Below are 14,236 nucleotides of genomic sequence, written 5' to 3' on the forward strand. Positions count from 1 at the left end.
GCGTAATATCCCCTGAAAGCTCTGACCATTCCAATAGCAGGAGCAGCAAATGAAAGCATATGCAGGTAACTGATACAGTTTTCCAGCAGGTCATGATCATGTATAAAAAGAATAAGCACAGAGGGAAGCAGGTAACTCAGACCGATCACTGCAGCCCCCAATAAAACAGCTACAATCAGAGCGCTATGCAAAGCATTAATTGCCATATCAGAACGGTTGGAACCGACGCTTTTAGCGACCTCTGTCTGTACACTAATCATTATCCCAGTAATACCACTAGTCATAATTGAAAAGATGAAACCACAGAGACCAACAGCCGCAATGGCATCCATGCCAATATGGCCAACGATAAACATATCCACTATACTGTTAATGCTCTGAGACATCATCAGGAGCATAAACGGAAACGAAGTATGTACTATCTCACGATATTTCCCGGATAGTTTTAATCTTAACATGGCGAATGTTACCTGTTTGCTTCATTATAATGTCTTCCTGTTAAAGACAGGAGCAGATCAGCATCCTGCTGTGAACTTACCGACGCCCTAACCCATCCTGGAAGGCCAAAAAGGCCACAGTCTCTCATCGCTGCTCCTGCAGTGGCAGCAGCCTCTGTATATTCGCAGCTCCCCTGTGGAGGCCTGAAACAGACAAAATTAGTACTGGAAGGAATAAACTCTATACCAAGTGAAACAAACTGCGTTTCTATATACTGGATCCAGCCTTTAGTTTTTAATATGTTTTTCAGGAAAATATCATTATGTTGCAAAATAATAGGAACCATTTTCTGAGCAAATCTGTTAATTCTGAAAGGTAAAGCCAGTGCAGTATTTGCAACCTCTCTGATGAGCTGCTCTGCTCCAAAAGCAAAACCAACTCTCAGCCCCGCCAGCCCATATGCTTTTGAGAATGTACGCAGTACAATTGCATTTCCTCCATCCGCTATATAGCTCAGAACTGAGTGTCGATTTTCATCAGCGAACTGGATATAAGCCTCATCTATTACAGGGATCACATTCAGTTCATTCATTTTTTCAATGAAAGAAATAACTTCAGATCTGGACAGTACAGACCCGGTCGGATTATGAGGATTACACAGGAAAGCAATCGCTGTATCCTGATTTACACTTTTAACAAAGTTATCAATACAACATTTAAGACTGCCGGAAAGCTCGGTATGAATTACACTTCCCCCACAGACTCTGGCTGCAGTTTCATAGCCGGGAAAAGTAGACATACTTGTAATAATGCTTTTCTTTTTTTTAAGTAAAGTCAGGCAAAGAAGGAGAATTATCTCATCTACACCATTGCCAGGCACTATCTGTTCAGGAGATATCGCATAATGACGTGAAATGGCATTTATCATCTCTGTATTACCCGGGTCAGGATATGTGCTTATCTTGCTAAACTCATCACAGAGTACCTCCCGGAAATCGTAAAGATTACCGCTGTCACTTTCGTTCAGGTGTAGTCGGTGAGATACATGCACATCACTGGCATTGAAATTCATACAGCCACCTCGTCCTTTTTATATAAAATGCCGAAACAATAACTGCCTTTTCCTGCCCTCCTTGTTATGAACTTATGCTCGTGCCCTGCAGGTACGTGAATAACTGCGGGTGAGGAATAAGTGGCCGTTTCCATATTGATGGTAACATCAATAACGGCCTCACCCGGTAAAGGTGAAATGAGGAAGTAGATTTCATCTACTTCATGTTTATGGGTGTCCGCCACTGGTTTATCAACCAGACCAGAAATATCCCCTCCCGCCAGTTCAAAAGGAACGCCATAAAACATTTCCTCCGTGATAAAGAAAGGGACTTTATTATGATGACCTTCAACCTGGAGCATCAGTGGCAGGTCTGTAACTGCTTTTTTATTTTTCATGCAAAGTCCCTGTGTAACACAAACAAATATGTGTTAGGTACATTTAGATATGTGACCCGCTCAACGGAAAAGCCTGCCGCTGAAAAAAATCTCAGATATTGTTCTTTATGGAATATTTTTATTTTCATAAAGTGATGAACGTACTCAAATCCATAGGTAAAAATAGGAGTATCAATTTTTAATGATTTTTCTTCAGATAAAAAGGTATCCGCAATGATAAAGGTCTTTGCATTAGGGAATGTGGACTGTAACTTCTTAAGTATTCCCACGGGATCTTTAATGTTAAACAGATCATGCATCATCATGAAGGATAATACTGTATCAACGCGGGAGAATTTATCTATCAGATATGGTGAGTCAATTGCATCAAGGACATTCTGATTGACGACTTCAATTCTGCCTTTCAGATTATTTTTTTCAATGTTTATTCTAGCGGAGTCGATTGCTTTTGTACTAATGTCAATGCCAGTCCCAGTAACCCCATCAAATTTTCTGCAAATATCTATAAGCGCACCTGCCGCGCCGCAGCCTAAATCGGCAAAGCTCCTTGTTTGAAGGGATGATAATTCTTCGATGATAATATCCCACATGAATTGCTTATTAGCCTGGCGAGATCCTAATGCTACATTTGCACCATCAATCATGCTGCTCATGGTCATTTCTTTTTCTTTACTTATGTCAGTAAAGTTTCTTAAGAAGTTACCATATCCTCCAACGGCCCATGTAAAAAAACCAATATTTTTCTGTATGTCACTACCTAACTCAGTTAACCGGTACTGTTCATCATCCTCATGGAATATTCCAAATTTAACAGCATAGTCAATGATTAACCTGACATTTTCAAGGCGTGTTCCGGAAAAGTTCGCGTCATTTATTTCTGATTTATTTAGCGTGTCTTTATCTTTAAATAAATCTAGGATTCCCTCACGTGAAAGGTGATAGCACAGGTGGGAGCCGATATATCCGTTAAAAATATGGGAAGCCAACATTAATGATATCCTTTTAAATTAAGGTCTCGTATGTCGTTCTGTACTGGTACTTCACGATGTTATGCGAAGTCCATTTATCCCAGGATTTTATTAATCAAATATCGAAGCGAGGTCTAAGCCTGAGCGTGGCTGATATGTTTTATTTTATAAATATACTCTGTTGCAAATCTAGCTCGCAATCATAAAAACACTTAATGTATAGATTTGTAAAGCCCTTTTTTTACGTCAAAATCACATAATCATTCCTTTTATCTGGAGTTAAATCCTGCTTATTTTACGATCAATAACATAAAAACTCATTGAGTTGATTATTTTTATCATATAATCAATGCATTCATGCCACTATTGGTTTTTTTCTCTAATCTGCATTTCTGCATTTCTGCATTTCTGCATTTCTGCATTTCTGCATTTCTGCATTTCTGCATTTCTGCATTTCTGCATTTCTGCATTTCTGCATTTCTGCATTTCTGCAGCGCTGTCAGCAAAAAAGCATCCCCTTAATCCGGATACTCTGCTGCGTCTCTGTCCACCTATCGTTATTTTTAATATCCTCTGCTCTTCCTGCTGGTAGATCAATAGGTTATACACAGGGAGCTCTCCTGAGCCAGTAGTAAATATGATTATGTCTAGTAAAGGGATTACCGTAATAACAGTGTGTATGCTCTACGCAGAACACTTCATAGTCAGCATGATCTTTCTTCGTTCTGAGGCACAGGACAATCCGGTGCCAGTTTGGAAAACTACTCATCTTCACCGCGTGCTGCTGCATGTATCTGACTGAAAAGACGCTTCGTCCAGGTGTCAGTTACGTGTTTGGGATCGGATGAAATGTAGGTTGATTCAATAAAGCTTCCTGCCTTAGTGCCTGTAGCATCAGATCCCTCAGGCGTGCGGCGAACCTCAATCGTCAGCCTGTCATTTCCCGCCCAGTTTCTGGACATGCGGTAATAACTGCCGGGCTCAGCAGACCAGCTGGTGCCCTCTGAAATGGCCGAGGCTGACCAGCCCGCATTCCCCTGTCCGCTGTTGCGCGCGGCAGCCACATCCCCGTCTGAGACGAAACCGAACTTTTCCTTAAGACGCATCGCCACCGTATCGACCGGTATCAGAACCGGCCCATACGCATCGCTGATCTGATTGCGTTTTTCCGGCGTGGTCTGGTCTTTTACATCTGAAGGCATTTGATGAACGTCATTCAGCGAACCGAACTGGCCGGGGCCGTTCATGAAGCTGCTGCAGCCGCTGAGCGTGGTCGCCAGCACAATGGCAGAGAGAGTAAGGGCTTTTTTTGACATGATATTCTCCGGTTCAGGTGCGGGCTGCAACCGGCAGCCCGTGTGCGTCAGAAAGTGAAAGAAAGCTGCGCGGCAGCACCGTAGCTGCTGTCTGTACCGGCCATGCCGGTCAGGTCGAGATGCACCACATTGAAAGGTGAAATCCCCACACCGGCGGTAAACATGCTTCGATCGCTGTTACGCATGTCTGCACGGTAACCGACACGCAGCTGCGCCCAGTCCCAGGCATTCAGCTCAGTGCCTACGCCGGCATACTGTGCTTTTTCATCCGAGGCAAAACCGCTGGCCGGTGTCAGGTCAACATCTGTGGCCAGCGTGACTAAACCGTTGCTCCACGCCGTGCCGGCAGTCGCCTGCGGGCGTATACGGAACGTGTCAGTGATGCCGTTGATTTCGCGCGTATCAATGTCACGCGCCACCAGGTTCTGTCCGGTCAGTCCGACGGTCCACTCCGGCGTCAGCTGAGCCGCAAATCCGACGTCGACGTTTGCGCCGCTTTCTGAACGCTTCCAGTCACCGCTGCGAAAATCTGACGCGCTGTAGTTACCGACGGAAACGTTATAGTTCCATGTATCCACGCGCTGGACCTTTGGCGTGATACCGACAGAAACCGGGGTGTCGCCCAGGATGAACTGGTGCGCTGCGGCGATGCCGTATTCTGTGACCAGTGCGGCAACGCCCTGCGCCCGCGAGGTCATCTGGTCAATATCCGTCTGAGTGGGCGTGAAAATGCCGCTCTGTGCCGCGTCGAGATACGCCAGGTCACGTTGTGTGATATCGGTCCGGACTTTGGCCTGTCCCCAGCCCTTTGCCACAAATGCGAAAGGGAGGGTGTCATTCGGAATGGCAATCACCGCAGAAAGCCCGGCACTGGCGTGCCCGCTGTCGCACCTTGTGGCGGTGAGCAGCCCTATTGACCTGCTTAATCTGATTGAGGGTATTGAAAGCCGGGGCAAAGACTCGCTTGAGCAACTGGGCGGCTTTGCCTACCTGGCAGAGCGTGGCCAACATCACACATTACTGCTACATCGTAGCTCGCTACGCCAGCTGGCAGCAATCGGTGTCGAGATACATGCGTCAGCCATCGTGCTAGGCGCTAACATCGCCGCTGCGATGGAAACGACCGAACAGAAAATCATGCCGCTGGCAGAACGGGCCGCCCCCCAGCAGGGTGTAACCATCGTAGGCGGCCTGGAAAAGCTGACGGCCGAGCTCGAACGCCGCTGCCATACGGTATCACTGGCACGCCGGCCAGGTTTGACGAGCTGAACGTCCTCACAGGTGGCCTCCAGTCGGGTGACGTTGAGTGGGATAAGTGAATCGGTCTGCGAGCAACTGACGAGCAACACCGAAAGGTCCTGCTTGGATGAACTCGCTGGCCACTGTGGTGTGTATGCCCACGGGTTTCCCTGTTCGGCGTGGCCGGAGAGGTGGTGATCGGATCGGTAATTCGCTTATTAATGAACGTCGGCGGGTTCTTTGTACGCCAGCTCATTACATGGGGGATTATCCAGTTGCAGACGAGAATGGATGCAGCAGTTGTTTGATCGCTCACACTGAACAAAAGGCCACGATTCGATGTGGCCCTTTTTTAGTCCCAAACAAACCAATTAAAATTCTAAATGAACTCACGGATACAAAATATAATAATAGAAAAAGTGGAGCCCGGCAAAGCGTGTCACCGTATATGACAGCCTATTCAGAGCGAGACTTGGTTGCGTCTTTCATCTTGTATACGAAATTATGTAATTTCGTGAACATTGCTTCTGGTTCGCTAAAATTACTCTCAATAATTTTTACGATCGCAGAACCAGAAATTGCTCCTGCTGCACCAGCTCTGAGCGCCTCACGAACCTGCCCAGGCTCAGAAATCCCAAACCCTAACAGAGGTGGAGGTGCATTATAAGATTTTAACGCTTCAATCATTTCTGAAGAAGGCATCAGTGCGCGAGTATCAACGCTAGTAACTCCAGCGCGAGAAAGAAGGTAGGTATAACCACCGCCAAATTCTGAAACTGATCTTAAAGTGGAGTCATCAGCATTAGGCGGAGCAAAGAAAATAGTATGAATTCCATTTTTGCCAGCAGAAGTGCGGAATTCATATGACTCTTCTACTGGCACGTCACCAATTAAGACAGAGTCAACCCCGGCAACTGCGCATTTCTGATAGAAATTATCGATTCCATTTGAAAAAACTAAATTTGCATAAAGGAGTAAACCAATAGGCAGATCAGGATGCTTGCTACGAACCTCAGAGATAATATTGAAACAAAGATCTGGTGTTGCTCCTGCCTTCAAAGCCCTGAGCGAAGCACCCTGAATAACTGGTCCATCAGCAAGAGGATCTGAAAAAGGTATGCCGAGTTCAAGTGCATCAGCACCAGCTTCTATGATGGTTTCAACAATCTTTAAAGAAACTTCGAGATTTGGATCTCCCAATGTGACATATGGAACGAATGCACCTTCATTTCTTTTCTTCAGACGGTTGAACGTTGAACGATAACGATCCATTAGCTTTCTACCCCAGTATTTAAATGGTTTTGAACAGTAGAAATGTCTTTGTCACCACGACCAGAAATATTTACGACAAAAATATTTTCCGATTGAGGCTCCTGAGCAATTAACTTCAAAGCATAAGCCAACGCATGAGCTGATTCTAGAGCGGGAATTATCCCTTCATGCGACGCCAGACTATGGAAAGCCTTAACAGCTTCGTTATCAGTTATAGCTACATATTCAGCGCGGTTAATATCACGTAGATATGCATGTTGGGGGCCGACTGATGGGAAATTCAGGCCCGCAGAGATAGAATGAGACACTGTAATCTGGCCTTCGTTATTCTGCAAAAGTGGAGCTTTCATGCCGAAGAACACTCCGGTTTTACCGTTAATGAGAGGGGCACTGTGCATGTTGGAATCCTGGCCACTACCTGCCGGTTCTACACCGATTAAGCGAACAGATGATTCATCAATAAAATCCGTGAATATACCTATGGCATTTGAGCCGCCACCTATACAGGCGATGACAGCATCAGGCAACCTTCCTTCCTTTAACATAATTTGCTTTTTAGTCTCTTCTCCAATTATCTTCTGAAACTCTTGTACCAAAGATGAGTAAGGGTGCGGACCAGCTGATGTACCTATCAAATAATGTGCAGTACTAAAGTTTTCTGACCAATCTCTAATAGCCTCATTACATGCATCTTTCAGGGTCCCGCTTCCAGAGGATACTGGAACAACTGTAGCTCCCATCAACTTCATTCTGAGTACATTGGTTTGCTGACTCTCCAGATCTTTATATCCCATATAAATTCGGCATTTCAAATTCCAGAGCGAACAAGCCATGGCAGTTGCGACGCCATGCTGCCCAGCGCCAGTTTCAGCAATGATCGCAGTTTTACCCATCCTAATTGCAAGAAGGACTTGTCCTAATACCTGATTCATCACGTGCACTCCTCCGTGAAGCAGGTCTTCCCTTTTCAAATAAAGCTTTGTTTTGGAGCCTTTCGTCAGATTACGACAAAGCGTTAATGCAGTAGGCCTTCCAGCATAATCCTCTAATAAACCTGTAAGTTCAGATATAAAATCAGGATCCTGAATTGCATGTTTGAAAGTAGATTCCAATTGTACAAGGGCAGGCATTAGTATCTGTGGGACATACTGGCCGCCATATTCCCCAAAATATCCATTGTCAGTATTCATAAGAACTTTCTCATATAGTGTTCAAACAGAAGACTCAGGGATACCACAATACTCTGAACATGACATAACCCATTCAGCAATATAGAGTATGCAACTGGTATGCTTTTTAAGTACAGGGTACAGTCCCCATTCAGGGGAGACATTTCAGAATAAAAACTTCATTTTTCATTGAAAGTTAACATTAGCAAGAAAATTTGCTTCAACATAGTCTGCCTGTAGCTTTCGTTATAAACAAGTTTGAGAAAAATTCACCACCCACCACTATTAAAAAATAAATAACCATTGGATTCAACGAGATAATGGCATTTAAGCTCATCTTTGAACATGAGCTACTAAAACAGAGCGAAATATTAAATTTTTATGAATGCTATAAAATGACCTTTAACAATCCAAGTCGTTTATGTATTGTTTTAAAACGCACTTGCAAACTAGTACGGAAAATAAAAAATAAATAACTGTATAATTCAGACTATTAACCAGACCATAAGGTTTCTTATAGATACTTATGGCTGAAGATTTCTTAGTTAGTAAGATCGGAATTCATATTTCCGAGCAATGATATCCCTATGTCATAAAAATGTTAGGAGATTTAGTATGATTGAAGGTAAAAACAGAATCACCCCTGAAGGCATTGAGACAGAATTTCTTACAGAATATGAATTTAAACTTCTTCCGTACTTAGATTCACAAATATACATCGAATCAGCTTTTGCGAGGTTCACTGGATGGCATAGCTCTTATGATAATTTGCATCCGGACTGGAAAGACCGGGTAAGAGTTCAAAGACAACTTTCAAATTGTTTTGTCAAAGCATGTCATCTAAAAAAATTCTCAAAAAGAGATGATGAAAAAGCAAAAGTACTTTTCCTTGGTGCTTCATTAGGCTCAATTGCGACTCTTTTCTTCTATTCAGAATGGAAGGGAATGTTTGGTTCAGATGGATTGGAAATACACATTGTAGACTTGATTGAAGAACCATTATTAAGAACCAAGTCGGGAGATTTTGAATTACCTTATGCTGCATTAAAGGATTGCGATCTTAACGGTAATGTTACAGAGGAAGATTATAAAAACATACTTAAAGAATGCCATGTTTACGAAAGCAACGTTGTAAATCTTCCTGCAGACTTATCTGATTTTGACATTGTTATCGCTCCATATATTCATCATCATCTAAATATTTATGATAAGAATAAAGCTTGTAAGGAAATGTTTAGAGTGACGAAGCCCGGTGGGATCATCCTGATTGGCGATCTTTACTTTGAATATAATGATTTCAACCTTTGGCTAAAAAGGCATAAAGCAGAAAAGTTTCCATATGCGATTGAGTCCTTTATAGACAAAGAGTTGCATCGCGACTATCTAGGAAAAACGGAGCTTGTAATTGAATTACAAAATGATTTTAGTTATGCATTTTGCGTAAAGAAAATTTAATAATGAGACGGAATTGGTTTCGTCAGAAATTTTAAAAGACGGCGCAAAACGAAATTAGGTAGCGTAATAATGACTTTAAATGATTTAAAAATAAACGATAATTATTCTAGCATTAATTTAGATGATGCAATCAAACACACATTAAAGATCAGAAAAAGAATCATAAGTTCATTGCTAAATGAAGATTTTGAACGAGAAGATATATTTGAACTTAAAGGTATTTTAGAGAGAGTAAGATATTTAATGTTAAACACTCAAGAAAAAAATATTATCTATAATAGTGAGAAATTAGAAAAGCTAACAACAAAATTAGAGTTTGATAAAGAAAACAAAAAAAATGCCAGCCAAGAATTTGAGAGATCTTTAAGAATATTAGATGCTTGCTATGAGCTAATGATCGAAAACTTCCCTGAAATGCGGGAAAAAATAAAACAGTTCTATTAGTCATAAATTATTTGGTGTGATAATGAGTAATTCAGAGCGAAAAATTGATAAGACTGTTGGCTATAGCTTTTCATCCTTCGATGAATGCTTGGCCGCACTCCATGATATTAAGTCTTCAGCTATGCCTTACGGCATCAAACCAGTTTATGCAAGGTTCGGCTGCCCGACGGTCTGGGAATGTGAAGCTGCACTAGCAATGCTGCATGGATCTAAGTGGTGTGTCCTTTTTCCATCGGGAATGTCCGCTATAGATGGTGCATTTTCATCAATATTAAAAAAAGAATTGAGCCCAACCTGCTACTTTTTAAATCAGCTTTATCCTGGAACATTAAGCTACGCAAAAAATGTACTAGAGGAACAAAGAGGAATTAGTATTAATATAAAAGATAACTCTTTTATCAAAAAAAAAGTAAATATTAAAAATAGCATAATTTTTGCTGAAAGCTTGACCAATCCCCTTCTGGAGCCATTTAACTTTACATTGCTTAACAATATTGAGCAAAGATTCGATAACATTATAATAATTGATAATACTGTCGCCACATCAATTAATTGCCGTCCACTTAATTTAGGCGCTGACTTAGTGGTTGAGAGTATTGGAAAATATGTATCTGGTCATAACACGCTAATGGCTGGAGCCGTATTTGGAAATAATCCTGAAGCTGCAATCAGAATCCGTCAGTACCAAAAAAATGTAGGATCAATTTCTTGTCCTGAGATTGCTTCTCTGGTTATGGAGCATATGAAAACTTTCTCACTACGTTTCAATAAACAATGTGAAAATGCAAAGCTCCTTGCTTATTGGTTGAAAAAAACGAAAGCGTTTAAAAAAATTTATCATCCATCACTGAGTAATGATTCAGATTGCCGTGCAGCATGTATAACTGCTGAAATAAATCACATGTCAAAAGTCAAAACATTTTCTTCTTTACTTAACGCATTAGCCCCTGAAATTCCATTGAAAACATCTTTAGGAGCGACTTCAACCTCAATAATGGATGTATCAAGTTATATAGTTAAATCGGATTCAGCAAGCCAATTCGCAAGGATAAGCATAGGAATTGAAAACATCGATGAAATAATATCAATTTTTTCACAATCGCTTAACTCAATAGTGGAGAGAAATTGAATGTCCGAAAAAGTGAAAATTGCATTCGTAGACATCCTTGATCATCCAGAAATAAGTTTTATGGAAGAATATAAACATACTATTAACCAATGCTTAATAAAAGATCAGAAAGTGGATTTTCTAACATTATCAAACGTCGATTTCACTTCCCTTGATAACAGTGATTACGACGGTTTTATTATATCGGGTTCAGTGACGCCTTATTGTAGTCAGGAGGAGTGGATCGTTGATCTTAGTGGGTTTATACGTCGCCTGTATATTAAAAATAAAGTGCCTTTGCTTGGCCTTTGTATGGCACATGAACTAATAGCCGTTTTGTTTGGGGGGTTAGTTCAGCCGGGAATCACAAAAGAAATAGGTATTGTTAAGTTAAAAAAAACACCTGAAGGTCATGACTCCCCGCTACTTAAAGATACTCAAGATGCCATTCAATTATTAGCGGCACATAGCCGTGACGTTGTTGTATGGCCGGAGAAAGCAATATTACTAGCTGGCAATGATAGATCTCAGTGTCAAATTTTCAAATTGAAAAACTTATATGGTATTCAGTCACATCCTGAAGTTGGAAAGGATGCGATGAAAAAATGGTTAAGAAGCAGAGAAGGAACAGAAAGCTTGATAAAGCAGGGATTTATTGAAAATGAAAATAAATTAAATCAATTTTTGTCAGAAAACATCAAAGAATGTAATGACAGGTTGGTGATATTTGAAAACTTTATCGATATGTGCAGTAAAAATAAATCAAAGAAAAATATTAATAATGATATCTAATCTATGGCAATCCCGCCTATTTAATAAAAAAAATGGACATCCGCCATTTAATATATCTTCCGCCGATGGAATATATGTTCAAGACGAGCACGGAAAAAGATACATTAATGCCTATGGGGGGTTATCTCTTCCCTTCGGATTCGGTAGAAAAGAATTAATTGAAGCGGTATCAGTGCAGATTGCAACTATGCCCTACATTCCACTAAATGGTATTAGCTCGACTGTTACAGAAGAATATGCAAGGAAGTTATCAAATTTTGTACCAGGTGGCCCATGGACATCTCTTTTTGTGAATTCGGGCTCAGAAGCTGTTGATAGTGCATTAAAGGCTGCCCGTTTGTTTTGGACAGGGAGCTCGCATTTTAGTTCTGATTCAAGGTCTGGGATCCTGAGTTTCAGCAACTCCTATCACGGCCAAACAATGGGAGCAATGGCAGTTTCTGGTATTTATCAAGATTTGGAAAGTCATAGCAGTAAATGGGAATATGGGGTTTATTTTGCGCCATCACCTTTGCCAGCCTTGGTTGGCTACAAAAGTGGAGCTCAGAACAATTTGAATAATGCTATTAGATTGCTTGAAGAGCGTCTAAAAGATGACAGGATTGGATCGGTCATCATCGAACCTGTAATTGGTGCAGGCGGAGTTCATTTCCCTCCCCAAGAGTATTGGGTTGCTTTTAAAAAAATAATTGATAGAAAAAACATCTTATTAATTATAGATGAATCTGCTACTTGTGGTGGCCGTACTGGTGAAAAATTTGCATTTACTTCAATAGGTTTAAAGCCTGACATATTAATCCTTGCTAAAGGGATCAACGGTGGCTATTTACCGTCAGGAGTTATGATGCTATCTGAGAATGTCACTAACCAGATCCTTCAGACATCAGAGGAACTATTCTCAACATCCCAAGGTGGTAATTCAATAATCGCAAAATTAGGAATTGAAGCACTCAATATTTTCGAGCAAGAAAGACCTTGGGAGAATGCATCCAGGCAAGGGGGGTACCTCATTGGTGAACTAAAAAAGATGAGCAGAGAAATTATAGTCCGAGGGCGAGGGCTTTTAATTGGCATTGATTTTAATATTAGACTAAATGAAAAAATAGCGTTAGAGGCACAAAAAATAATGAGAGAAAAAGGGGTCCTCATTTATGCAAAAGGACGGTTCATTGGGATTTTCCCACCTCTTTCAATAAGTGATAAAGAGTCAGGGACCATTGTTAATTCTTTCCGGGAATGTATCAAACAACTTGGATTGTCTTAGTTACTTCAATAAATGGAGTGTAACCATGAGCAATGTTTTTTTCGAAGTCGATAGCGATGGAATTAAATGTATTTTAACAAATGCACGTCCTCCTTCGCTATTAGAAGTAGATGATATTTTAGAGAATGCCGATGTTCGCGAACTTACTAAAAATGAAATTGCATCACTTATCGCCGCAATGAACTCACCAATATTTGAAGAGGTTAAGGAAAAGGTTATCTCTAAATCTCGGAACATTCGTCACCGCATACATGGTAATAAAGTCATACCAATGGCACCAGTTGAAGTCACAAATAGATGCTCTTCAAATTGCAACTTTTGTGGATGGAGATCGGATAATAAAGATATGAATAGGATGACCGTTTCGGAAAACCTTATGATGACGCAAATTTCTTACTTGTTGAGTAAAGGAATTGGGCATATTGAATTGGTAGGAGGTGATGATATAGCTTTTGTAAAAAATACACTACCTAAACTTATTCCTGAGGTTAAGAAAAATCAGCAAAATATGGCGGGAGGGAAATTATCATTTTGTACAATGGCATTAACAGAAAAACAATATAAAAAATTGAAAGAAATTGGCGCAGACACAATGATTATGTGGCAGGAAACCTACGATAAGAATGTGTTCAAACAACATATCACTGCTGGTCCAAAAGCTTGGGGTATTAATGACGACTTCAAAGTTATTAAAGGTGGAGATGGATATAAATTCCGACTTGAAAGTCAAGATCGTGCAGCGCAAGCAGGATTAGGGTTATCTGTAGGTGCAATTCTTGGGTTGAATTCAAATTATGGTTTCGAGATACTCGCAACAATTGATCATGCAAATCACCTGATTGAAAAATGGACTCCATCAGAACCTATAATCGTAGGAATGCCAACTTGGAACAAGATCACAACACCCCGTACTGATAATCGTCCAGAGCAAACACTTCCTATTGAAAATTTCTTTACATACTTTTCTTGTTTGTATTTCCTTGCTTTGAATAAATACAAAACTTGGATTTTCCCGAACTGTAGAGTGAGTATAGATATACAAGTTGAGGCCGTTGACGCCTCGGGGATTTTTACATCGACAGAAGTTAAACTTGGACCAGGCGGTTATGTTAATTCAGCATTAAAACATCTCACTCCTGCAGAACAAAGCAAGGTTAAAACCGAATTAATCGCTCTTTTCAAAGATGATGTTGATAATTCTGATATTCAAATGTACCTCGATGATATGGAACAATTCCAACATCATTATCATACCCATGAAGACTATCTCGCAGCATTCGATAAAGTTAATCTGGTGTGTATAACAGAAAAAAAATAATCTC

The 14,236-nt window shown here is 40.9% G+C and carries 15 protein-coding genes and 2 pseudogenes; 8 read left to right on the top strand and 9 right to left on the bottom strand.

Annotation, left to right across the window (positions count from 1 at the left end; all coding sequences use genetic code 11):
- The 7 genes and pseudogenes from AC0T7J_RS14115 to AC0T7J_RS14145 form a co-directional block, all read right to left on the bottom strand.
- A partial coding sequence (locus AC0T7J_RS14115; RefSeq protein ID WP_473795005.1) for an MATE family efflux transporter occupies positions 1-458 on the bottom strand: 458 nt, incomplete at its 3' end.
- An 8-nt stretch (positions 459-466) separates the two neighbouring features.
- On the bottom strand, positions 467-1,510 hold the full coding sequence (locus tag AC0T7J_RS14120) for a pyridoxal phosphate-dependent aminotransferase (protein WP_473795007.1): 1,044 nt from the start codon (positions 1,508-1,510) through the stop codon (positions 467-469).
- A complete protein-coding gene (locus AC0T7J_RS14125) occupies positions 1,507-1,887 on the bottom strand; it encodes a hypothetical protein (RefSeq protein WP_109652721.1) in 381 nt (126 codons plus the stop codon). The genes AC0T7J_RS14120 and AC0T7J_RS14125 overlap by 4 nt, the downstream gene beginning before the upstream one ends.
- Positions 1,884-2,876, bottom strand: coding sequence for a methyltransferase domain-containing protein (locus AC0T7J_RS14130; protein ID WP_473795009.1), 993 nt, complete (start codon positions 2,874-2,876; stop codon positions 1,884-1,886). The genes AC0T7J_RS14125 and AC0T7J_RS14130 overlap by 4 nt, the downstream gene beginning before the upstream one ends.
- 342 nt (positions 2,877-3,218) lie before the next feature.
- Positions 3,219-3,464: a hypothetical protein gene (locus tag AC0T7J_RS14135; protein ID WP_473795011.1), complete on the bottom strand. Its 246-nt coding sequence runs from the start codon at positions 3,462-3,464 to the stop codon at positions 3,219-3,221.
- Between the two features lie 152 nt (positions 3,465-3,616).
- Complete coding sequence (locus tag AC0T7J_RS14140; RefSeq protein ID WP_473795013.1) at positions 3,617-4,171, bottom strand: LptM family lipoprotein; 555 nt, start codon at positions 4,169-4,171, stop codon at positions 3,617-3,619.
- A 47-nt stretch (positions 4,172-4,218) separates the two neighbouring features.
- Positions 4,219-5,058: pseudogene (locus AC0T7J_RS14145) on the bottom strand (conjugal transfer protein TraF); the annotation flags it as partial.
- Here AC0T7J_RS14145 and AC0T7J_RS14150 point away from each other — a divergent pair.
- Positions 5,003-5,440 carry a hypothetical protein gene (locus tag AC0T7J_RS14150; protein ID WP_473795243.1) on the top strand — a complete coding sequence of 146 codons (438 nt, stop codon included), beginning with the start codon at positions 5,003-5,005 and terminating at the stop codon, positions 5,438-5,440. The pseudogene AC0T7J_RS14145 and the gene AC0T7J_RS14150 overlap by 56 nt on opposite strands.
- A 131-nt stretch (positions 5,441-5,571) precedes the next feature.
- Positions 5,572-5,681 (top strand): annotated as a pseudogene (locus AC0T7J_RS14155) (SAM-dependent DNA methyltransferase); the annotation flags it as partial.
- A 185-nt stretch (positions 5,682-5,866) separates the two neighbouring features.
- Here AC0T7J_RS14155 and trpA read toward each other — a convergent pair.
- Both trpA and trpB read right to left on the bottom strand, forming a co-directional pair.
- On the bottom strand, positions 5,867-6,682 hold the full coding sequence (trpA, locus tag AC0T7J_RS14160; RefSeq protein WP_473795015.1) for a tryptophan synthase subunit alpha: 816 nt from the start codon (positions 6,680-6,682) through the stop codon (positions 5,867-5,869).
- The gene (trpB, locus tag AC0T7J_RS14165) at positions 6,682-7,872 is read right to left on the bottom strand and encodes a tryptophan synthase subunit beta (RefSeq protein ID WP_473795017.1); all 1,191 of its coding nucleotides are present in this window, start codon (positions 7,870-7,872) and stop codon (positions 6,682-6,684) included. Before trpB ends, trpA begins: the two co-directional genes overlap by 1 nt.
- Positions 7,873-8,466: 594 nt before the next feature.
- Here trpB and AC0T7J_RS14170 point away from each other — a divergent pair.
- The 6 genes from AC0T7J_RS14170 (at position 8,467) to AC0T7J_RS14195 (ending at position 14,232) form a co-directional block, all read left to right on the top strand.
- Complete coding sequence (locus AC0T7J_RS14170; RefSeq protein WP_473795019.1) at positions 8,467-9,306, top strand: class I SAM-dependent methyltransferase; 840 nt, start codon at positions 8,467-8,469, stop codon at positions 9,304-9,306.
- A 69-nt stretch (positions 9,307-9,375) separates the two neighbouring features.
- Entirely contained in the window at positions 9,376-9,750 is a 375-nt protein-coding gene (locus AC0T7J_RS14175; RefSeq protein ID WP_473795021.1) for a hypothetical protein, read from the top strand.
- Positions 9,751-9,772: 22 nt separating this feature from the next.
- The gene (locus AC0T7J_RS14180; RefSeq protein WP_473795023.1) at positions 9,773-10,879 is read left to right on the top strand and encodes a PLP-dependent transferase; all 1,107 of its coding nucleotides are present in this window, start codon (positions 9,773-9,775) and stop codon (positions 10,877-10,879) included.
- The gene (locus tag AC0T7J_RS14185; RefSeq protein WP_473795025.1) at positions 10,880-11,650 is read left to right on the top strand and encodes a type 1 glutamine amidotransferase; all 771 of its coding nucleotides are present in this window, start codon (positions 10,880-10,882) and stop codon (positions 11,648-11,650) included.
- Positions 11,586-12,914: an aminotransferase class III-fold pyridoxal phosphate-dependent enzyme gene (locus AC0T7J_RS14190; protein WP_473795027.1), complete on the top strand. Its 1,329-nt coding sequence runs from the start codon at positions 11,586-11,588 to the stop codon at positions 12,912-12,914. The genes AC0T7J_RS14185 and AC0T7J_RS14190 overlap by 65 nt, the downstream gene beginning before the upstream one ends.
- Positions 12,915-12,939: 25 nt before the next feature.
- Positions 12,940-14,232 (top strand): radical SAM protein, encoded by a 1,293-nt coding sequence (locus AC0T7J_RS14195; RefSeq protein ID WP_473795029.1) that lies wholly within the window; start codon positions 12,940-12,942, stop codon positions 14,230-14,232.
- Positions 14,233-14,236 lie beyond the last annotated feature (4 nt).

It is taken from the genome of Pantoea sp. E956-1, from assembly GCF_982223955.1.